Source organism: Pseudoalteromonas sp. T1lg21, assembly GCF_002964625.1.
Classification (GTDB): domain Bacteria; phylum Pseudomonadota; class Gammaproteobacteria; order Enterobacterales; family Alteromonadaceae; genus Pseudoalteromonas; species Pseudoalteromonas gelatinilytica.
Genome location: NZ_PQBX01000004.1, coordinates 193,492 through 215,778, shown reverse-complemented (window position 1 = coordinate 215,778; position 22,287 = coordinate 193,492). Strand labels below are relative to the sequence as shown.

Sequence of the window (22,287 nt, the reverse complement as noted above, 5' to 3'; positions counted from 1 at the left end):
CAACGAATTTATTTCACTATTTATCGAATTTTTCTGTATAAAAATCTTCATGCTGGTAGTCTATGACAAAATTTATAAAAAAATAGTCTGGGTGTATGTCAAAAGTACGATCTTTAAGCCTTACATCTCGTATCATGGTAGGTATGGTACTGGGTGTAATCGTTGGTTTTATCTTCCAAGCCATTTTAGCGGGTGAAGACGATTTCCTTATTCCACTAGGGTTATTCTCTTTACCAATTAAAGCATTTTTTGTTGATGGTATTTTCCATGTTGGTGGCCAAATTTTCATTGCAAGCTTAAAAATGCTTGTCGTGCCACTGGTTTTTGTATCATTAGTCTGTGGTACTTGTAGCTTAAGTGACCCTAAAAAATTAGGCCGTTTAGGTGGTAAGTCTATTTTGCTTTATTTAGCGACAACAGCAATCGCCATTACTGTTGCTATTACTTTAGCCTTATTAGTTAATCCTGGTGAGGGCATTAACTTACCTTCTGATGCTAACTACAGTGCAAAAGAAGCACCGACCCTTGCACAAGTTATTATTGGTATGTTCCCAACAAACCCTATTGACGCTATGGCAAGTGGTAACATGTTACAGGTTATTGTTTTTGCATTACTGTTTGGTGTTGCTATGGCCCTAAGTGGTAAAGCAGGTCAACGTGTTGCAAGTGTATTCGAAGACTTAAACACAGTAATTTTAAAACTTGTTACCCTACTGATGAACATTGCACCTTATGGTGTCTTCTTCTTGATGGCTAAACTATTTACTACCATTGACCTAAATTTAATTAAAAGCCTTGCTTTATACTTCGGTGTAGTAGTATTCGCGTTATTATTCCACGGTTTTGTTAATTACAGTGTGCTATTAAAAATGTTCACTGGTCTTAACCCTGTGATGTTTTTAAAGAAGATGAAAAACGCCTGTCTATTTGCATTTAGTACATCTAGCTCAAGTGCAACTATGCCTATTACCCTTGAAACTGCGAGCAAGAAATTAGGTGCGCACAACTCAGTTGCTTCGTTTACTGTACCTTTAGGCGCAACCATTAACATGGACGGCACAGCAATTATGCAAGGTGTTGCGACCGTGTTCATCGCACAAGTATTTTCAGTTGACTTAACAATTTCTGATTACTTAATGGTTATTTTAACTGCAACACTTGCCTCTGTTGGTACTGCAGGTGTGCCAGGTGTCGGCCTTATTATGTTAGCCATGGTGTTAAACCAAGTAGGCTTGCCTGTAGAAGGAATTGCAATCATCATTGGTGTTGACCGCTTACTTGATATGACACGAACAGCTGTTAACGTAACAGGTGACTGTATGGTGACCTGCGTGGTCGCAAAATCTGAAGGTGAATTTGATGAGGACGTATTTAACGACCCAAATGCCGCTAAAGATTTAGAGGACTATCATAAGTCAATTAAGTAAAGACTTATTCGCAGCCAATAAAAAACCCGCTAAGTTAGCGGGTTTTTTATTGATAGTGCTGGATTATGGGTTTAAGCCTTTTAAGCGAGACATTAAACTAACACCCGCTTTACTTACCCCTGAACTTAAACCTACGGCAAGCTTATCGCTTAAATTCTTCTTAATACGGTACTTCACTTTATAGATTTGACGCTCTTTCGCTTGGCTCAATAAAATATCATCACTGGTATCAATCTTATCAACTAAGCCTTTATCAAATGCTTGTGTAGCAAACCAATGCTCACCGGTTGCAACAGTATCAATATCAAGAGACGGACGCTGCTCACTAACAAAGGTTTTAAATAAACCATGGGTTTGTTCAATTTCTTCTTTGAATTTTTCACGGCCTTTTTCGGTATTTTCACCAAAAATAGTTAACGTACGCTTGTACTCACCTGCTGTAATTTGCTCAAAGTCCACATCATTCTTTTTCAAAATTTTATGAAAGTTAGGAATTTGCGCAATTACGCCAATCGAGCCAACAATTGCAAAAGGTGCCGCCACTATCTCATTGGCCACACAGGCCATCATATAGCCCCCACTTGCCGCAACCTTATCAATCGCAACAGTTAAATGAATGCCAGCATTGCGTAAGCGTTGTAGTTGAGATGCCGCCAGACCATAGCCATGAACCACACCGCCGCCGCTTTCAAGGCGTACCAGCACGCGATCTTTTTCTTTGTCAGCGATGGTTAAAATAGCGGTAATTTCTTCTCGTAGACTTTCTACTTCGTGGGCATCAACACTGCCATTAAAATCAATTACATACAAACGTGATTTTGGCTCGTCGTTGTGCTGTTTTTTTGCTTCAGATTTTTGCTGTTTTTGGTGAGCCTTGAGCTCTTTTTTGGAAAGGGTATTTGCTATAAAGCTTTGTTTTAAGTCATCAAGTTGCTCACTCAAATCATCAATTGTTATCTCCCCTTTCTTTGCTTTGGGTTTTACTGCAGCGCCCATGATAATGGCTACAATCACCGCAAGTGCGATGACAAATGTGAGGGTCTTTGCAAAAAATAACCCATATTCATATAAAAATTCCAATCAAACTCTCCATTTATTAATGCATCGGCACAATTTACCACGCTTTAAAGTAAAAAAAAGCCACATAAAGTGGCTTTTTACTTAATTGGTTTTACTTAATTAGTAAGGTTTCGATTATTCTGTAACAACTTCTGGGTTGGTAACCTGAAGATATTGACCACGGCTTGCTAAGAACGTCGCGATTTGCAATTGCATTTCTGCAGTTGCCGCAGCACTTTCTTCAGCAGTCGCACCAGAATCAGCGGTTGCAACAGGTGTTAACACTGAGCTGTGATGGCCTTTAGTGAATTTAACCACATAGCTCATTGCATCAGCTGTCGGGCCTTGTGTTTCAGCAACGGTTGATAAACCCATTAGGTTAGCAAGAGGTAAGCTACCAGCAATTGGGTTGCTTGATACTGTTGGTGGAATAACCATATCAGCATTGTTGTTAGCACCATCGCCAACCACTACACTCATGTACACTGGCGTGCCAAGCGCTGCAACAGATGATGCATAGTTAGATGGATCACCACTATCAAGGGCTGTTTGCGCAGCAAAAGCAAACTGAGTGATCACACTTTGAATATTTGCAAGTTTTGCAGTTTCACCCGCAACCGTTAACGCGCCAATATATTCTTTATAGGCACATGTAACGAACGCGGTTTGATTAGCAGCAAGCGCACCACAGTTTGATAATGCTTCATTTTGAGTATAGGCACCAAACTCAGCTGACTCATCAATACCCGCAGCAAGTAATACAGATCCTTGTACAAATGGACCAAATGTATTTGACTCAATTAAGAAGCTTGCGATACCACCGCCACCACTGGCAAGTGCCACACTTTTCACGTTAAACATTGGATCAACTTGGTCAGCAAGCGGTGCATTAGTCACAGCAACAAATGCTGGAGCAACTACCGAGCCCAATGAATGACCTAAGAATGATACATCTTGTGCATTTAAATCAGCAGCACCTGTAAAGTTAAGACCTAAGCGTAAACCAAGTAAATCTGCAACTGACTGACGTAAGCTATCACGCGCTACTAATAACGACTGTAAATTCATATAGCTTAATACAGAACCTGTAGAAGCATTAAAATCATCAGTACCGTCACCATCTACATCAACACCACGCTCGCCATGCATAGGGTGATCAATTGCTGCTGTTGCAAAGCCTTGCAGTGTTAGCTGCGCTGTAATTGCTAACATATCTTCTTTTTTAGAAGTAATACCGTGCTGAAGGATAACAACAGGCCAGCCTGTCTCAGGCATGCTTAATGCGTCTAAGCCAAGCTGAGCTCGCACTGCATTGATCACAGGTAAAATTGGTTTGGTAATTTGCACTGGCACATTAGCGATACTTTGTGTTTTTGGAATTGTGTTGTACTTAGTTAGGTGTTTAGTTTGATCTAAGCCTAAATCACGTAACTTGCCACCACTTAACGCCATACAAAGGCCATCAGTTTCGCTAATAGGGTCTGTTGGGAATGAATCACCCGCTGCTGCTGCATAACCTAATACAGCTACACCACTGTCACAGAGACCTTGCCAATACGTTGCAGATAAATCGGCAACCGTTTTGCCGGTTGGTGTGGCTAAATACATAGGTAACATCACGCTACCCTTTTGATATTGCACACCACCAAATACAGGTGACACACCGGTAATACCTTGCGATGCGAATACTTGCTCAACTGTAATAACTGGTTGCTCAGGAATTTGCACCATTGGCGTTGGAAGTGCATCTTGCGTTAAACTTGCAGCAAGAAGTTGCTTTACTGTGCCAAGCACTTGACCTGCAGATTGCATAGTCATCGCAGCAGAATAGATAATTTCATCTTTTGTGATGGCACCGCCCGATGTCACTGCATCTTCATAGCTATTGATAACTGCTTGAAGTGACTTTTGCGAATCAGTAATAAGCGTTGTCTCTTCGCTCACTAGCGCATATGTTGAAGATGGCTCGATTGAACGACCTTCTGAGTCCATTAATGATGTTGTCAAAACATTAATGTAAGTGCTGCCAGCTTTAAATGGTTTAAGTGGGATCACAGCTACTGCATCACCAGAACCTTGAGTGACGAAGTCTACGCCAAAGGTTAATTCAGACACTAGTTTACAAGCAATACCTGCTGGGACTTGCGAGCAAGTTTCATCTGTTTGGCTTGCACCCATTACAACTTCAAAAATACGCACAGCGCCTGGTGAAGCAGCAGATGTCATATCAAGAGAGATCCCCGCAGGGAAAGTTAAATCGATTTTAAACGGAGTTTGTGTTGACCAGCCATCAAGCGCGCCCAGTGCCAGTTGTGGATCGGCATAGGCTGCGCGTTCAACGCTGACATTGTTGTCGTCTAATTCACCCGGTATGTTTAAAGTACCATCAAGGGTACCACTCATCAGTAAATCATTCGGTACTGAGATTACACTGTTCGCTGGGTCAAATTTTACTGTCGCGGTTGGGAGAACAGGAGGATTATCATTTTTAACATCTTCTAATGTTTCTCCTCCACCACAGCCAGTAATGGCTGACGCAATGGCTAGTGAGAGTAGCAGTTTTTTCATAATTTCGCTCCGCGCAAATCTTATTGTTATTGTGTGTTCAGGGTTAAAAGTAGTTATTCTACTACCTTTATTCTAAGTTAATTTAATGTAATTAGATTATTAATAAGACATTAGACCAGTTAAAGTTAACGTAAAGTTTCAATTTTCGCCACCTTAATTTGCAATAAATTCGATAACTTGGCTTTTTGCTATGGTAAAATGATGAAAAATCTAATCGATGGTACGTTTATGCATACTTATACAGCCGCAGAGAATGCGCTAAAAGACAAAGTAATTTTAATAACAGGTGCTGGTGACGGCATTGGTCGTGTTGCCGCATTAACTTATGCAAAGCATGGTGCCACTGTTATTTTACTAGGAAAAACAACCAATAAACTTGAATGTGTTTATGACGAAATCGTAAACGCGGGCTACCCGCAACCGGCCATCGTGCCGATGGATTTAAAAGGTGCCACTAAACAAAACTACCGTGATCTAGCTGCAACCATCGAAATGCAGTTTGGTAAGTTAGATGGATTACTTAATAACGCAGGTATCTTAGGTTCATTAGGTCCGCTTGAGCACTTCTGTGTATCAACATTTGAAAACATCATGAAAGTGAATGTAACCGCACAAGCTATGATCACCAAATTCATGTTTCCACTGCTTCGTAAATCAGATAGTGCATCTGTTATTTTTACTTCATCTGGTGTGGGTCGCAAAGGCCGCGAACACTGGGGTGCATATGCAATCTCAAAATTTGCTGTTGAAGGCATGATGCAAACGTGGGCTTGTGAAGTGGGTAAAACTAATATTCGCGTAAACTGTATTAACCCAGGTGCTACTCGCACATCGATGCGTGCATCAGCATACCCTGGTGAAGATAGAGATAAGTTAGCAACACCTGAAGATTTAATGCCGACTTATTTATACTTGATGAGCGACGACTCTAAAGAAGTGAACGGCCAGTCTTTAGATGCTCAACAGAAGTAAAGTAGATAGCTAATATCTAAACACAAAAAAAGCAGCTTTCGCTGCTTTTTTAATTTCCGATTAAATAAAACGTTTGATAATAAAATCAACTTTCACACGTTTAGCCTGCCCCAACAGTTTTTTAACCGGTGCAGGATAATCATCCATCGTTTCTAAGTCTTGTGGACCAGTTAAGCGACGACAATGCTGTAAAATAGCCTGCTTTTCTTGTTCAATTTGCTCAAGAATGTGCTGCTTAGGGTCGTCAATTAAAATACCGTTTTCAATATCTAAGCCCCATGCACGCGGATTTAGATTATGGCCACTTAATAAATGCAAACGTTTATCAGCGCAAATCCCTTTTAAGTGAAAAGAATTACTTTCATGCTTCCAAAGATAAACATTCAAATTACCATTATTGATATGGCGTTTCTGTGACTTTAAAAATTTATACAAAATCGTTTCGTATAAATAAGGTAATGCACCAATCTTACTAAATGGTTCACTTGGCGGCAGATAAAAATCGTTTGCTGTTTTATCCCCTACCACAATAGTTACTTGCTTACCCTGTTTTAATAAACGACGTAATGAGCGCATTAAAGGCGCTGGAAAGTTAAAGTAAGGGGTATAAAGAACAAGTTCTTGCTCTGTGGTATCAAATAACGATTTGATTAAACGATTCAGTTTATTACTTCGGCGACCTAAACCTAAGAATAAGCGCACACCCAGCTCACCAGCACTCGCTTCTGCAGCACTTTCATAACTTGCCGATTTTAATTCACGCATCAATTGTTTTTGGGCGACTTTAATATCATTAAATTTAATAAGTGGTCGCGTATCAATCCGTGGGACCGCCGCTGAACTTAAAAGATGGGTTTCGATAAAATCGATAACCGAGTTACATAAGCCTGCTTGATGAACTAAAAAATAACGGTCTAAGCGATAACGGTCATCTTGCTGCAGATATACATTATTTAAACTCGCGCCGCTGTATAATAATGTATCATCAATCACAAAGCCTTTTAGATGCAGTACCCCGAAAAGCTCTTTCGCTTTAACAGGAACACCATGTACTTTCACATTTGATTGATACTGCTCTTGAAAATCACAATACATGCTGGCATTGCCATCAGATTTTGCTGCGCCAATCAAACCTCGTTGAGCACGGTGGAAATCGACCAGCACTTTAACTTCTAACTCAGGGTTAGCAAGCGAGGCTTGATGTAATGCAGTTAAAATTTCACGGCCAGCTTCATCATCTTGTAAATACAAAGCGGTAATATAAATTCTATTTTTTGCTGAACCAATTAGACGCAATAGTTCAGTGCGATACTCTTTTGCATTTGTTAAGACTTGAACGTCTTCTGTAGTCAGCCCAAAAGCGGGCTTTTCCTGCCAAAATACCATAATTGCCTGTTCGTTTAGTTAGCTCATACCGCGAGCTAATATCAAAATTAGCTAAAACATATCAAAAAATTATTGCTTGGTCATGAATTACCGTACTTAGATCACATAACAATTCACGAACAGCTCACTTTATAAGCAAAAAGAAGCATTTAAATTATAATCAGTAAGGATTATTTGACAGCTTAGCGATTTGACTAAAAAAATAATCAGCGCTTTTGTTTACATCCGCCTTGTTTTTCTTAGAATCGGGCGCATAGACATCGTATTGAAACGTTTTTAGGAAAAACCATGAGTGACGCAAAACACTGTAAACTATTAATCTTAGGTTCTGGCCCTGCGGGGTACACAGCGGCGGTATACGCAGCACGTGCCAACCTTAACCCGGTTCTTATTACTGGTATTCAACAAGGTGGTCAATTAACGACAACCACTGAAGTTGAAAACTGGCCAGGCGATGCGCATGGTTTAACTGGCCCTGCGTTAATGGAGCGTATGAAAGAACACGCTGAGCGTTTCGAAACAGAAATCGTTTTTGACCACATTAATAAAGTTGATGTAACAAAACGCCCTTTCACTTTAACAGGTGACTCTGGCACGTATACATGTGATGCATTAATTATCGCAACCGGCGCGTCAGCTAAATACTTAGGTTTAGAATCAGAGACTAACTTCCAAGGTCGTGGTGTTTCTGCTTGTGCTACCTGTGATGGTTTCTTCTACCGCGGTCAAAAAGTAGCCGTTGTAGGTGGTGGTAACACTGCTGTTGAAGAGGCTCTTTATTTATCAAACATTGCAGATGAAGTGCATGTTATCCACCGTCGTGATAGCTTCCGTAGTGAAAAAATCTTAGCTGATCGTTTAAACGAAAAAGCGACAAACGGTAATGTTGTTCTTCATTACAACCGTACTTTGGATGAAGTGCTTGGTGACGAAATGGGTGTAACAGGCATCCGTATCAAAGCAACTGATACTGAAGAGACAGAAAACCTAGATCTTGCCGGTGTGTTCATTGCAATCGGCCATAAGCCTAACACTGATATGTTTGAAGGCCAGCTTGAAATGAAAGATGGCTATTTAGTTGTTGAGTCTGGCTTAAACGGTAACGCAACACAAACAAGTGTACCTGGGGTGTTTGCTGCAGGTGATGTGTGTGATCACATCTACCGTCAAGCAATTACTTCTGCGGGTACGGGTTGTATGGCTGCACTTGATGCAGAACGTTTCTTAGATAACCTATAGTTAGTTGATCTAAAGCACTAAATACTAGGGGCTGTTGCAAAACAGCCCCTTTTTTATAGCTAAAATTTTGTTAAAATCAGAGTAAATAACAATGATACCGCTGATATGATCAAGCAACTTTACCAACTCTCGCCCGAGAGTGTTGATTTTCCAGACCCAGAACTCGCCCTTGATGAGCCCGATGGCCTGTTGGCAATTGGCGGAGATTTATCAGTAGAACGAATTAAAAATGCCTACCAAACCGGCGTTTTTCCTTGGTTTAGTGATTATGAGCCCATCATGTGGTGGTCACCGAGTATGCGCGGTATTATTGAACTCGATGAATTTCATGTCAGCCGCAGTTTAAAAAAGTATTTAAAGCGTTTTCCTGTACGTGTCACCATAAATCACGCATTTGCCCACGTTATCAATGCGTGTCGTGAACAACGTATTGATGCTGAAGGGACGTGGATCACAGAGCAAATGATGCATGCCTACATCGAAGCACACCATCAAGGTGTCGCACACAGCCTTGAAATATGGCACGAAGATGAACTCGTTGCAGGTCTGTATGGCATCATGCAAAACGGTATATTTTGTGGTGAGTCAATGTTTCATAATATTAGTAACGGCTCAAAACTGGCGATGTGGGCGTTAGTCAATTGGCTAAAGAAACATCAAGCGTATTTTATTGATTGCCAACTAGAAAACCCATATTTAATCACTTTAGGTGCAAAAGTTATCCCACGCGGAGAATTTTTAACTAGACTTAAGTTAGCGCACAGTTTTGTGCCTAAAAAAGACATGTGGCAACCGCAAGAGTTGATTAATATTTATGACTGAGCACTTACCCGCTAGGCTTGGTTTAAGCCAGCAATTTGATTGCAGTTACTTACCCGATCGTCAGGAACAGCTACTTGTTATACTCGATCCAAGTTGCTATTGCCCTGATAAATTTGAGCAATTATTAGCGCTGGGTTTTAGACGCAGTGGCGACCAAATCTATCGTCCTCATTGCCCTATTTGTAATGCGTGTAATTCAGTGCGCGTATTAGCCCAACAATTTACTCCTTCTAAATCGCAAAAGCGCAAATTAAATAAAGCAAAAAAAGTTTTCACCGTTAGTTATAGTGAATACGAGCGCGCAGAATACTACCCGTTATACTGCAAATATATCACCCAAAGGCATCAAGATGGCTCAATGTTCCCACCTGATCAGAGCCAATACGAAAGTTTTTTGTTTTGCCAGTGGTTACCTGTCACATTTATTGAGTTACGAGATGACGATAAGTTAGTCGCCGTTGCAGTAACCGATTGCATGCATAACGCTATCTCAGCGATTTACACATTTTTTGACCCAGATTATGAACACTACAGTATTGGGAGCATCATGATCATGGAGCAAATTCAGTTTGCTAAACAACAAGCAAAACAATTTGTCTATTTGGGATATCAAATCGACGAATGCAACAAAATGAAATATAAAACCCAATTTTTGCCTGCACAAAAGCATATTGGCGATGAGTGGTTGGCGATTTAATTTACAAAATTAAGCCCTGTAGCTTTACTTATTGCTGTATTTTCGGCAAAATCTGCAGCGTTTAACTATTAAAGAGGTGTTACGCTAAACATGGCGAAAGAAGACGTAATCGAAATGCAAGGTACGGTCCTTGATACTTTACCAAATACAATGTTCCGAGTTGAGCTAGAAAATGGTCACGTAGTTGTGGCTCATATCTCTGGTAAAATGCGCAAAAACTACATCCGCATCTTAACTGGCGACAAAGTAACCGTAGAAATGACTCCTTACGATTTATCGAAAGGTCGCATCGTATTCCGTGCTCGCTAAGTTAGTGCGTTAACGAGAGATTTAGCTTTTTGCTGCTTTGAATGAGCAGATGTGTTTATTACAAAGAGCTAAAAGCGTTTGTTAAATGGTGTTCAAACTAACTTAGTTTTAATTCCATTTAATAAACAAAAAGCCCAGCAATTGCTGGGCTTTTTGTTTTCAGTAAAAACAGCTTAAGCCGTTTCTAAGCTAGTCTCAAAATCAAAGTGAATTTTCTTATCTTTCACAGATACTTTAACCGAACCGCCATCAGCGAGTTCACCAAACAAGATTGCGTTTGCTAGTGGCTTTTTAAGCTCCTCTTGAATAACACGTGCCATCGGACGTGCACCCATTGCTTTATCATAGCCTTTATCTGCCAACCACTCTCTTGCTTTAGAAGTAAGCTCAAAGTTAACTGATTTCTTATCAAGTTGAGCTTGTAATTCAACAATGAATTTATCAACCACTTGCAAGATAACTTCTTTCTCAAGGTGGTTAAACCAAATGATGTTATCTAAGCGGTTTCTAAACTCTGGTGAAAACACTTTATTGATTTCACTCATCGCATCGTGTGAATGGTCTTGCTCTGTAAATCCAATCGACTTACGAACCGTTTCTTGTACACCCGCATTTGTTGTCATCACTAATACCACGTTTCTGAAATCAGCTTTCCGGCCATTATTATCAGTCAGTGTACCGTGATCCATTACTTGCAATAGGATGTTATAAATATCTGAATGCGCTTTTTCGATTTCGTCTAGTAGTACAACCGCATGCGGATTCTTAATTACCGCTTCAGTTAGTAAGCCACCTTGTTCAAAACCAACATAACCTGGAGGTGCACCAATTAAACGACTCACCGCATGGCGTTCAACATACTCAGACATATCAAAACGAATAAACTCAACACCCATACACTTAGCAAGTTGCTTAGTCACCTCTGTTTTACCAACCCCTGTTGGGCCCGCAAATAAGAATGAACCTACTGGCTTGTCTTCGTTAGCAAGGCCTGAGCGCGATAAACGAATTGCCGAAGTCAGTGCATCAATCGATTGATCTTGTCCAAACACCAGCATCTTCAAGTTGCGATCAAGATTCTTCAATGTTTCTTTATCGCTTGATGAAACACTTTGCTGAGGAATACGCGCCATTTTAGAGACGATCAACTCAATATCAGCCACACCAATGGTTTTCTTACGTTTCGATGCTGGCTGTAAACGTTGATTCGCCCCAGCTTCATCGATGACATCAATTGCCTTATCCGGTAAATGGCGTTCATTGATATATTTAGCACTAAGCTCAGCAGCAGCCTTTAATGCTTTTTGAGTGTAACGAATACCATGGTGCTCTTCATAACGCTCTTTTAAGCCGTTAAGAATTTTCGTGGTATCAGCCACACTCGGCTCAAGTACATCAATTTTTTGGAAACGACGTACTAATGCACGGTCTTTTTCAAAGATATTCTTAAACTCATTGTATGTTGTTGAGCCCATGCAACGTAGCTTACCACTTGAAAGTAGTGGTTTAATTAGGTTCGAAGCATCCATTACGCCACCGGATGCCGCACCGGCACCTATGATGGTATGAATTTCATCAATAAATAAAATTGAACCTGGTTTAGCTTGTAACTCTTTAAGTAGCGATTTGAAACGTTTTTCAAAATCACCACGGTATTTAGTACCCGCCAATAATGCGCCCATGTCGAGTGAATAAACCACGGCATCAGCAATCACTTCAGGTACTTCTTTGTTTACGATACGATAAGCAAGGCCTTCTGCAATCGCGGTTTTACCCACCCCTGCTTCACCCACTAAAAGCGGGTTGTTTTTCTTACGGCGACATAACACTTGTACAGTACGCTCAACTTCGTTGTCACGGCCGACCAATGGGTCGATATTGCCATCGATAGCTTGCTGATTCAGGTTAGTTGTAAAGTTTTCAAGTTTAGTTGGCTCTTCGCCTTGTACTTCTTGCACTTCTTCATGAATGTCATCGTGGTCCTCACCGCCGATGTCATCATCTGCTTTTGAGATACCATGTGAAATAAAGTTAACAATATCTAAACGATTAACGTCTGATTTTTTAAGTAAATAAACAGCTTGGCTTTCTTGCTCAGAAAAAATAGCAACCAGTACATTTACGCCAGTTACTTCGTTTTTGCCCGATGATTGCACGTGAAATACTGCGCGCTGTAGTACACGCTGAAAGCCTAACGTTGGCTGAGTTTCTCTGTCTTCCTCAAGATCTGGAATAACAGGCGTTGTTTCATCAATAAAATCTGATAATTCGACTTTTAATGCGCTCATATCTACGCCACAGGCGTTTAGCGCTTCTCCAGCAGAAGGGTTATCGAGCAGTGCAAGTAAAAGATGCTCGACAGTCATAAATTCATGACGACGTGTTCTCGCTTCGCGAAACGCCGCATTCAAGGTTAGTTCTAAGTCTTTGTTTAGCATTGGCAACCCCTTACTGAGATAATATTTATATACCGTTGTGACGGGCTAATTGGTTCACCCTACCTTGGTATTTATTCCTGCTCACAACTACATAGCAGTGGATGCTCGTTGTCTCGCGCGTAACGATTAACTTGTTCAGCTTTGGTATGTGCTACATCAGCGCTGTAAACACCGCATATCGCTTTACCATTATGATGAACTTGAAGCATCACATCTGTTGCTCTATCGCTATCCATATTAAAAAACGTCATTAGTACTTCTATCACAAAGTCCATAGGCGTGTAATCATCATTATTCAAAATGACTTTATATTTTCGCGGTGGTTGCAATTTTTGCTTTTCACTATCGCGAACCGTTTCAATAACACCAGAATCTTTCATGCCACTCATAATTAAATATAGTCTTGTCTTTAGAACTCAAGCAAACTTGAATAAAAAAATAAATAAATTGTTAAAAAATAGTCTAAAACACTTGACTGACTGGCTAAATAAACTACAGTCAAATATAGATTGATTAATCATTAGTCAGTCTAGCAAATTACACGGTTTAGAATAACTAAATTAGTCAACTTATAGAAGGATGTAGAAGTATGGCTTGTGGAAAAGTCAAATGGTTCAACAATGCCAAAGGTTTTGGCTTCATCGTAGAAGACGGCAGCGAGACTGATATCTTCGCTCATTACTCAACGATTGTAATGGACGGTTATAAAACACTTAAAGCTGGTCAAGATGTAACATTCGAATTGCAACAAGGTCCAAAAGGGTTACACGCAACGAATATTGCGCCTAACGATGAAATCTCTTAGGTAAAACCTATTCGAGTATCAAGCGAGCGACCTTGTTAAGTTCCTCGCTTACTCTTCCCTCACTAAATATATCCTTATTATTCTCTTGAAATTCCATTTCTTTACCCCAATTGTTTAATTGTTATTAGCCCTTTAGAGCCAAGCTTGTTACACTCTTGTTGCTCAAATTTAGCTTTTTCGTCATTTTTTGACGTACGGCTTTTGGCTAATTTCATAATTAGCTCAAATGAGCTATAAGAATTTTACAGTCTGTCAGCTGTGGTTATTTTAATACGACGTATTGAGTTGCAACAGCTAACAGACTGCTTGCTGTTGTTTTATCAAGGAGCTTAAACTTGGTAATTCAAAGCTATCTATTGCATTGTTGAATATGGCTAATTAAGGGTTACTGTTAGCAGTCATTACCAAACATTACGCCAACTATCTAGGAATGATGATGACATCAAAAATTATCTATACTAAAACAGATGAAGCGCCAGCTCTAGCGACGTATTCATTGTTACCAATCATCCAAGCGTACACCAACGCGGCGGGTGTTGAAGTTGAAACTCGCGACATTTCATTAGCGGGCCGTGTAATTGCGAACTTCCCTGAGTACCTAACTGAAGATCAACGTATTGATGACGCACTTGCTGAATTAGGTGAAATGGCTAAGACACCTGAAGCTAACATTATCAAATTACCTAACATCAGTGCTTCTATTCCTCAGTTACGTGCGGTAATTAAAGAGTTACAAGAAAAAGGTTACGCATTACCTGATTACCCATCAGAGCCAAAAACTGATGAAGAAAAGAAAGTTAAAGCAACTTACGACAAAATCAAAGGTTCTGCAGTAAACCCTGTACTTCGTGAAGGTAACTCAGACCGCCGTGCTCCTGGTTCAGTAAAAGAATATGCACGTAACAATCCACACTCAATGGGTGCATGGAGCAAAGATTCTCAGTCTTACGTTGCAAGCATGGAAGACGGTGACTTCTTCGGTTCTGAGCAATCAGTAACGGTTGCAGAAGCAACTGACGTACGTATCGAGCATGTTGCTGAAAACGGTGATATCACTGTTCTTAAAGCAAGTACACCATTACTAGCGGGTGAAGTAATTGACGCTTCGCGCATGAGTGCTGCTAAGCTGCAAGCTTTCCTTGCTCAAGAAATTCAAGCAGCGAAAGACAAAGGTGTGTTGTTCTCATTACATATGAAAGCAACCATGATGAAAGTGTCTGATCCAATCATCTTCGGTCACGCTGTAAAAGTATTCTTCAAAGACGTATTCACGAAACACGCTGATCTTTTCAAAGAACTAGATGTTGATGTAAACAACGGCTTTGGTGATGTATTTGCAAAAATTGAAAGCCTAGATGCAGCTAAAAAAGCTGAAATTGAAGCTGATATTCAAGCGGTATATGACAACAACCCTGCTATCGCAATGGTTGATTCTGACCGTGGTATCACCAACCTTCACGTACCAAGCGATGTGATTATTGATGCATCAATGCCTGCTGCAATCCGTTCTAGCGGTCAAATGTGGAATAGCGAAGGTAAATTACAAGACACGAGCTTTGTAATTCCTGATCGTTGTTACTCAGGCGTTTACCAAGCAACTATCGATTTCTGTAAAGAAAACGGTGCATTCGATCCAACAACTATGGGTAGCGTACCTAACGTTGGTCTTATGGCACAAAAAGCTGAAGAGTACGGTTCACACGACAAAACGTTTGAAGTAGCCGCTGCGGGTACTATCCGTGTAGTAGACACCGCTGGCACAACTTTACTTGAGCATGCTGTTGAGCAAGGTGATATCTGGCGTATGTGTCAGGTGAAAGACGCACCAATTCAAGATTGGGTTAAACTTGCTGTTAACCGCGCTCGCGCAACTGGCACGCCAGCAGTTTTCTGGTTAGACGAAAACCGTGCACACGATGCCGAGTTAATCAAAAAAGTAAACGCGTATTTACCACAACATGATACTGACGGTCTTGAGATCCACATCTTAGCACCAATTGAAGCAACTAAATTCTCTTTAGAGCGCATCAAAGAAGGTAAAGACACAATTTCAGTAACGGGTAACGTTTTACGTGACTACCTAACTGACTTATTCCCAATCCTTGAGCTTGGTACAAGTGCGAAAATGCTTTCAATCGTACCACTTATGAATGGTGGTGGTTTATTCGAAACGGGTGCAGGTGGTTCAGCGCCTAAACACGTTCAACAATTCGAAAAAGAAAACCACTTACGTTGGGATTCATTAGGTGAATTCTTAGCACTAGCGGCTTCTTTAGAGCACCTAGCGGTTAATACTGGTAATAAGAAAGCACAAGTACTTGCTGATACACTTGATAAAGCAACAGGTACTTTCCTAGCTGAAAACAAATCACCTTCACGTAAAGTGAAAGAGATTGATAACCGTGGTTCACACTTCTTCCTTTCATTATTCTGGGCACAAGAACTGGCTGCACAAAATGATGATGCGGAATTAAAAGCACAATTCACACAAATCGCAGCTGATCTTGAGTCTCAAAAAGACCAAATCGTTACTGAATTAAACGATGCACAAGGTCCAGCTATGAGCGTTGGTGGTTATTACCAGCCAAATGATGAGTTAGCATTTAAAGCAATGCGCCCAAGCTCAACATTTAATGACATTCTAGCTAAGCTGGTTTAATTCCTTAAACCTAATTCATTAGCTAACAAAAGGGCTACCTCTACGTGTGTTGAACACGAAAGAGGTAGCTCTTTTTTTTGCTTAAGCGATTCATGAATTGAATTTTATTATTCTAAATCAGAAGTTTTAGCTTAAATAGCGACAGGTTTTATCTCTCAAAACGATTAAGTATTATTGAGAATTGCTAGCATACCTCTCACTTATGGCATTCATTTTCACACCACTTTAGCAAAGCCGTTTTCACGCATTGGTAATCAATCGGCTTAGCAACAAAATCATTCATTCCTGCTGCAAAACATCGCTGTTTATCCGCTTCAAGTACATTGGCGGTTAAGGCAATAATAGGGGTATCTTTATATACTGGCATTTTTCTTATGCATATTGTTGCTTGTGGGCCATCAAGTACCGGCATCTGCATATCCATAAAAATAATATCAAAGTTATTTTGCAGGTTGTTTTCCTCACTATGTTCCTTACATAGCGCAACGGCCTGCTCACCATCCCCTGCTATTTTTATTGAGCTTATACCAAACTCATTTAACATCGCTTCGATAACAACCTGATTAATATCATTGTCTTCGACGACCAGTACATTTAGTGATGAAAAGTCTAGTTGTTTCTCTTCGGTTTCTTGCTTATTTACGACTTCAAACTCAGATTGCTCAATAACCTGTGTAGTTTTTAGTTCAAAATAAAAACGAGACCCCTGCCCAACCTCACTCTTAACTTGCAAAGGAGCATCCATTAAATTTAGTAATTTACTTGAGATAGCAAGGCCAAGTCCTGTGCCACCGAAGCGCCGTGTAATTGAGGTATCTGCTTGAGAAAACGCTTCAAATAGCTTACCGAGATTTTCTTTTGCGATACCTATTCCTGTATCAATCACGCTAAATTTGATGCTCAGATTATCGCTACCAAGCTCGTTAATTTTTACGTTGAGCGTCACACTGCCTTTTTCAGTGAACTTTATTGCATTCCCTAACAGGTTGATAAGCACTTGTTTTAAGCGTGTTTCATCAGCAAGAAAAATACAATGCAGCAGTTCATCTGCAACAGAAATATGTAATTTGATATGCTTGCTTTTTGCTTGCTCTGCAAATAGATGCTTTAGCTCATCTAACAATGAATTTAAGTGAATTGGTATTGGTGCAAGTTCAATTTTAGATGCTTCAATTTTACTGATATCTAAAATGTCATTAATAATGACCAATAGTCCAGTCCCTGAAGATTGAATAATATTAAGCATCTTCATTTGTTCATGTGTCAGCTTGGTACGCCCAAGCTGCCTTGCCATTCCTAAAATGCCATTCATTGGAGTGCGAATTTCATGACTCATGTTTGCCAGAAATTCTGACTTAACTTTGGTGGTGTGTTCTGCCGTTTTCTTCGCTTGGGTAAGATCTTGGCTTAACACCCGAAATCTATCTGCTGCAGTTGCAAGCACACCAATTTCATCGTTGCGCTTTAAATCATAAATGGGTGCTGATAAATCACCAGCTAAGAAGTATTGAAAACTTGCAGTTAAACGTGTGATTGCACGCGATATATGCAGGTGGAAAAAGATGGCAAGCGCGATAATATAAATAACCACGCCAACAGCAAGAAAACGCAGAGTTTGATCTGTTTTTATGACTGTTTCTTGCGCTTCCCTTTTAATCTTTTGTAATTTTGCTAAAGATTGCTCCCTGAGTTTATCGGCAAGGGTACTGAACTCAATGGCATCGCCAGCCATAACAACATTAACCAAACTTAAATAGTTTCGGTTAGCCTGCACGCCTTTCGAAAAAGCATGCTGATATGTTTTTGCATAGTCACGGTTTTTGCTTAATTCTGTATTGGTTGACGTTTTATTTGATAAGATAGCTAGTGCCTTATTAACCGCAGCTCTTTTAGAATAATCCTTTTTGGCAAGAAACAAGGAAGCATCACGATGCAATTCATGCCATACATTGAGATGCTCGGTGATAACCAGTATTTCTTCAGTGTTAGTCGCCGTTAATTTAAGGCCATTTAATTCATTGATGGCAGCTAAATAGATTTGCGGTAACTCAACGTCAGTAAGTTCTGTTTTGATTTCATAACGCTTGGCAAGCACATCTAAATTTTCACCGTACCGTGAAATCAGTTGTGTCATTGAATTTAAATACACTTGGCTTTCAAGTTCATCACTTTTCAAATCAACACTTTCTAAGCGTGTTTTTATACTTTCAAAGTTCTCTATGATTTTACTAAATACCGTTTTACTACCTGAGAATCCATAAACAGAGATATCCCGCTGCATTTCAACGATATCTTTATTTATTCGAAGAATAGCCACAGCATAATTACTGATACGGCTTATATCGTTAAAGGATGCTTCAATTCTTTGCAATCGCTTGTTCAAGACAAAGTAGCTCGCCCCCATTGCAAGTAATACAAGCGTCAATGCTAATAACACCTTGGCCGCCAAAGACCTAGAAACAATTGTTAGCAAAGTAATTCCTTATGAGTTCAATAACTCATACCATTTATCTAAACTGTAATCATAGTTAGGCATTACCGTATTCCATACCGCTATATTTGAAAAGCGCTTGATATAACTGCCTCCATCGCGGACTTGACCCGCTTGCACAGATATTTTTCCGTCTGTTCCGCGTAAATCGATGGATGCTTCTTGCCCTTCATACCAATATTGCCATTCAGCTTTTGACATAAGAGGCTGACTCCGCTCTGGGTTTGAGATGTAATAGCCTTGTCTTGCTATAAACGCGCCTGGATAGCCAGAAAGCCACCAATTCATGTATTCATAGGCAGCATCTTTAACATGCCCCTGTGCATTTGCAGATAAGCACATTACCCCATGCAAGCACGATAGCCTTCTTTTGGAGAGGCATACACAACGGGTATACCTTGCCCTTTGCAAGCGCTGACACCGGGCGAAAACATGCTTTGAATCGTGACGCGCTTCATTTTCATAAAATCGACGGATTGCGGTACCGAAGTCCAAAAGCCAGCGAAGTGACCCTGCCTTTTCTTTTGCAATAAAATTGCAAACAGCTGGTCAATTTCGCTAATACTCATATTGCCCATATCTTTAAATGTCATCAGCCCCTGCGCTTCGGCAGCCAGTGCAGCATCAAAAATACCGATTGTTGGCGCATTAACAAGGGCGACCTTACCTTTATTCTTTTCATCGAGTAACCAAGACCAAGACTCTGTTTCGTAAGGAGTACCCTGTTTTATAAATTGTGTGTTGTAGCCAAACGAGTCAACATTGTGTACATAAGGCATAAAACTTATTGCATTGGTTGGTGTAGTCGCAAGCGAACCATCTGCTTGTACGTATAGAAGTTTGTTGGGTGAGTCACCAGCGCCTAATTTAGCATCAGGTACAATTTTTCCCGTTTTAGAAAGTGGATTAATTTCCTGCCAATAAGTAAGCCGCTCTGTTTCGATAGGCTGAATTGCACCTGCTTGCCAGAGAATGTTAATTGAATCTGACCATTGCTCATATAAATCGAAACTACTTGGATCTGACGCTGCTTTTTGCAGCACTGCAGCACTGCCCATGGGGGTAAATTCAATATTAATACCCAGCTCAAGCATCGCTTTTTGCCTGAGCTCTTCTTGTAGAGTTACGTGGGTGCCCATTACCCTAATTGTAGGCGTGTTCTTCGCGAACACATAAGGAGCCTTGAAAGCAAGTGTTGAAGCCACAGCACCAACACCTAATGTCTTAAGAAAATCACGGCGGTTATCAGAGTAGTCCATTTAGCAATCCAACATTTTAAACCCATTAAAAGTATAGGTTAAATTTCGAAATTGCCTAAAATAAGTACTAATTTACCTTGCTATAATTTTTCTATCCTGAGCAGCCATACAACACGAATGCTTACATTGAAAAATGCTCTTTTGCAGTTGCTATTGCTTGTTCAATGGCCGTGTTTTTAACAGGCTTTGAAACAAATAAATCCATTCCAGCTTGTTTGCAGGCTGCCTTATCATCTGCAGAGGTGTTGGCTGTTAAAGCGATGATATAGGTTTTATCCGTTGGGCAGATTTGCTCCTCTCTTAAAATACGGGTTGCTTCAATACCATCCATTTCAGGCATTACACAATCCATAAAAATTAGATTGTAATTGTTTTGCTTACACTTATTTATCGCATCAATCCCATCGCAGGCATAATCGGCCGTTAAACCTAATTTCTCAAGATGCGCTTTCAAAACAAATCGATTTATTTGATTGTCATCAACAACCAGTATTGATAGAGGCAAGGTTGAAAAGTCGATATCACAGGTAAGTAGCGCATCATGTGATTGTGGCTGCCCGAGCTTTAGAGGTAGTTGAATATCAAAACAACTGCCTTTTTGATATTCGCTACTGACCTGTATTGTGCCACCCATATAATCAATCAGTTCTTTGACAATAGCGAGCCCAAGGCCTGTTCCGCCTTGCTTACGCTCTTTTGTAACCTCTTGTGTAAAGGGTGAAAATAGCGATTTCATAAAGCTCTCGGTCATCCCTATTCCTGTATCGCTAACCTGTAAATGAAGGCTCACATCACCATCATGATGTTTAGCAGATACCTTAAGCTTTATTTCACCCTGCTCAGTAAACTTTAACGCGTTACTCAGTAAGTTTGAGGCTATTTGAGTGAGTCGAGTATTGTCACAATAAATCCAACATTCATCACTAATATCAATGTCGACGTCAAAATTGAGATTCTTTTCCTGGTATAAAGGTAAATATAATGACGCAAGATCAACAAAGATTGTTTTTAGTAAAAAGTGACTAGGCTCTAATTTGAGTTCACCATGATTTATCTTAGAAAAGTCGAGCACTTCGTTGATGATGTTTAACAAAATATCAGCACTTCGTAGTGCAACTTTGAGTTTTTCTTCTCGCTTTTGCTCTGACTTTTCATAAAGTAAAGTCGTTAGCATGCCTGTAATGCCATTTAACGGCGTGCGCAGTTCATGGCTAATTTTAGCCAGCAAGATACTGCGATCTTCAAGTGTACGTTCAGCATCCGCTTTTTGCTTTTTAAGCTCTTCACGAAGTAGCACCTCTTTCGTGACATCTTGAAAAGTACCAATTAAACGAATGCATTGCCCGTTTTCAAATTCAGCTTCGCCATACGTTGAAACCCATATAGGATTTCCTTTTGCTGTGATGAGCTGAATTTCGATATTCCAATCTTTACCCTGCTCGATTGCTTCTTGGACTACGTGTTGTATTGCATCACGACTTTCACCTTCTTTATAAAACTCAATGGCCGTTTCAAGATTAGGGGAATAATCTGCAGGGACTTCGTGGATAGCTTTCGTTTGCTTGCTCCAGTACAATTTACTGGCCAACAAATCGAGTTCCCATGAACCAATTCGAGCGACCTCTTCCACTTGTGCCAGCATGTAGTTTTTTTTCAATAACCGTTCAGATGAGGCATTTCGTGCCAATTCATTCCCTAACCACTGAGCAAATAGCTCGACATAATCATGGGACTCTTCACTAAATGGCTCTGATACATTCGGGGCAGAGAAGTTAACTGTACCAAATACTTTTTTGCCAACATAAATAGGCGCACCTATGTATGACTCAAGTTGAAAGTTTACATAACAAGGGTGCTGTGCAATATGGCTTTTCGATGCATGATGAAACGACAAAGCCTTGTTCGCTTCAAGAGTATGAGTACAATAGGTTCCCTCAATATCAAACTGCGTTCCAACAGCAATCGCATCATCAGGTGCAACCACATGAATAACCGTATAGAGCTTGTCATCAACTTGACTCACAATCGCAAACTCAAGATCAAATACATCTAAACCAAATTGCAGTAACTTGACTACTTTACTCGAAAAATCAATTTCTTGGTTTGATACTATATCGTGAAATTGGCGCAGAAAGTTCAACCTAGCTCCCTAGTTA

General features: G+C 40.2%; 15 protein-coding genes and 1 pseudogene. 8 read left to right on the top strand and 8 right to left on the bottom strand.

Features of this window, described 5'->3' with window-relative positions; all coding sequences use genetic code 11:
• Positions 1–95 precede the first annotated feature (95 nt).
• Positions 96–1,427 (top strand): dicarboxylate/amino acid:cation symporter, encoded by a 1,332-nt coding sequence (locus C2M25_RS03530; protein ID WP_105180410.1) that lies wholly within the window; start codon positions 96–98, stop codon positions 1,425–1,427.
• 63 nt (positions 1,428–1,490) lie between these two features.
• Here C2M25_RS03530 and sohB read toward each other — a convergent pair whose 3' ends face one another.
• Both sohB and C2M25_RS03520 read right to left on the bottom strand, forming a co-directional pair.
• On the bottom strand, positions 1,491–2,507 hold the full coding sequence (sohB, locus tag C2M25_RS03525) for a protease SohB (protein ID WP_063705721.1): 1,017 nt from the start codon (positions 2,505–2,507) through the stop codon (positions 1,491–1,493).
• Positions 2,508–2,621: 114 nt separating this feature from the next.
• Complete coding sequence (locus C2M25_RS03520; RefSeq protein WP_105180409.1) at positions 2,622–5,054, bottom strand: VolA/Pla-1 family phospholipase; 2,433 nt, start codon at positions 5,052–5,054, stop codon at positions 2,622–2,624.
• 228 nt (positions 5,055–5,282) lie between these two features.
• On the opposite strand from C2M25_RS03520, the gene C2M25_RS03515 reads away from it, so the two are divergent.
• Complete coding sequence (locus tag C2M25_RS03515; RefSeq protein ID WP_063706185.1) at positions 5,283–6,026, top strand: YciK family oxidoreductase; 744 nt, start codon at positions 5,283–5,285, stop codon at positions 6,024–6,026.
• A 60-nt stretch (positions 6,027–6,086) separates the two neighbouring features.
• On the opposite strand, the gene pssA is transcribed toward C2M25_RS03515, so the two are convergent.
• On the bottom strand, positions 6,087–7,412 hold the full coding sequence (pssA, locus tag C2M25_RS03510) for a CDP-diacylglycerol--serine O-phosphatidyltransferase (RefSeq protein ID WP_105174023.1): 1,326 nt from the start codon (positions 7,410–7,412) through the stop codon (positions 6,087–6,089).
• A gap of 288 nt (positions 7,413–7,700) precedes the next feature.
• On the opposite strand from pssA, the gene trxB reads away from it, so the two are divergent.
• The 4 genes from trxB to infA all read left to right on the top strand — a co-directional run bounded on the left by trxB (position 7,701) and on the right by infA (position 10,479).
• Positions 7,701–8,651 (top strand): thioredoxin-disulfide reductase, encoded by a 951-nt coding sequence (gene trxB, locus C2M25_RS03505; protein WP_105174022.1) that lies wholly within the window; start codon positions 7,701–7,703, stop codon positions 8,649–8,651.
• 105 nt (positions 8,652–8,756) lie between these two features.
• Positions 8,757–9,473, top strand: a complete 717-nt coding sequence (gene aat, locus C2M25_RS03500; RefSeq protein ID WP_105174021.1) for a leucyl/phenylalanyl-tRNA--protein transferase — start codon at positions 8,757–8,759, stop codon at positions 9,471–9,473.
• Positions 9,466–10,170, top strand: coding sequence for an arginyltransferase (locus tag C2M25_RS03495; RefSeq protein ID WP_105180408.1), 705 nt, complete (start codon positions 9,466–9,468; stop codon positions 10,168–10,170). The genes aat and C2M25_RS03495 overlap by 8 nt, the downstream gene beginning before the upstream one ends.
• A 90-nt stretch (positions 10,171–10,260) precedes the next feature.
• Positions 10,261–10,479, top strand: coding sequence for a translation initiation factor IF-1 (infA, locus tag C2M25_RS03490; protein WP_002962494.1), 219 nt, complete (start codon positions 10,261–10,263; stop codon positions 10,477–10,479).
• Between the two features lie 173 nt (positions 10,480–10,652).
• Here infA and clpA read toward each other — a convergent pair whose 3' ends face one another.
• Positions 10,653–12,917, bottom strand: a complete 2,265-nt coding sequence (gene clpA, locus C2M25_RS03485) for an ATP-dependent Clp protease ATP-binding subunit ClpA (protein WP_063705738.1) — start codon at positions 12,915–12,917, stop codon at positions 10,653–10,655.
• 71 nt (positions 12,918–12,988) lie between these two features.
• Complete coding sequence (gene clpS, locus C2M25_RS03480) at positions 12,989–13,297, bottom strand: ATP-dependent Clp protease adapter ClpS (RefSeq protein ID WP_161804337.1); 309 nt, start codon at positions 13,295–13,297, stop codon at positions 12,989–12,991.
• Positions 13,298–13,506: 209 nt separating this feature from the next.
• Between clpS and cspD the strand changes: the two genes are divergently transcribed.
• Together cspD and C2M25_RS03470 are read left to right on the top strand one after the other, a co-directional pair.
• Positions 13,507–13,722, top strand: a complete 216-nt coding sequence (cspD, locus tag C2M25_RS03475; protein WP_036968098.1) for a cold shock domain-containing protein CspD — start codon at positions 13,507–13,509, stop codon at positions 13,720–13,722.
• A 436-nt stretch (positions 13,723–14,158) separates the two neighbouring features.
• Complete coding sequence (locus tag C2M25_RS03470; protein WP_063705741.1) at positions 14,159–16,381, top strand: NADP-dependent isocitrate dehydrogenase; 2,223 nt, start codon at positions 14,159–14,161, stop codon at positions 16,379–16,381.
• A gap of 196 nt (positions 16,382–16,577) precedes the next feature.
• Here the strand turns inward: C2M25_RS03470 and C2M25_RS03465 are convergent, their stop codons facing one another.
• The 3 genes and pseudogenes from C2M25_RS03465 to C2M25_RS03455 form a co-directional block, all read right to left on the bottom strand.
• Positions 16,578–18,854 carry an ATP-binding protein gene (locus tag C2M25_RS03465; protein WP_158679668.1) on the bottom strand — a complete coding sequence of 759 codons (2,277 nt, stop codon included), beginning with the start codon at positions 18,852–18,854 and terminating at the stop codon, positions 16,578–16,580.
• Positions 18,855–18,863: 9 nt separating this feature from the next.
• Positions 18,864–20,131 (bottom strand): annotated as a pseudogene (locus tag C2M25_RS03460) (ABC transporter substrate-binding protein).
• A gap of 121 nt (positions 20,132–20,252) precedes the next feature.
• Complete coding sequence (locus C2M25_RS03455; RefSeq protein ID WP_105180406.1) at positions 20,253–22,271, bottom strand: hybrid sensor histidine kinase/response regulator; 2,019 nt, start codon at positions 22,269–22,271, stop codon at positions 20,253–20,255.
• Positions 22,272–22,287 lie beyond the last annotated feature (16 nt).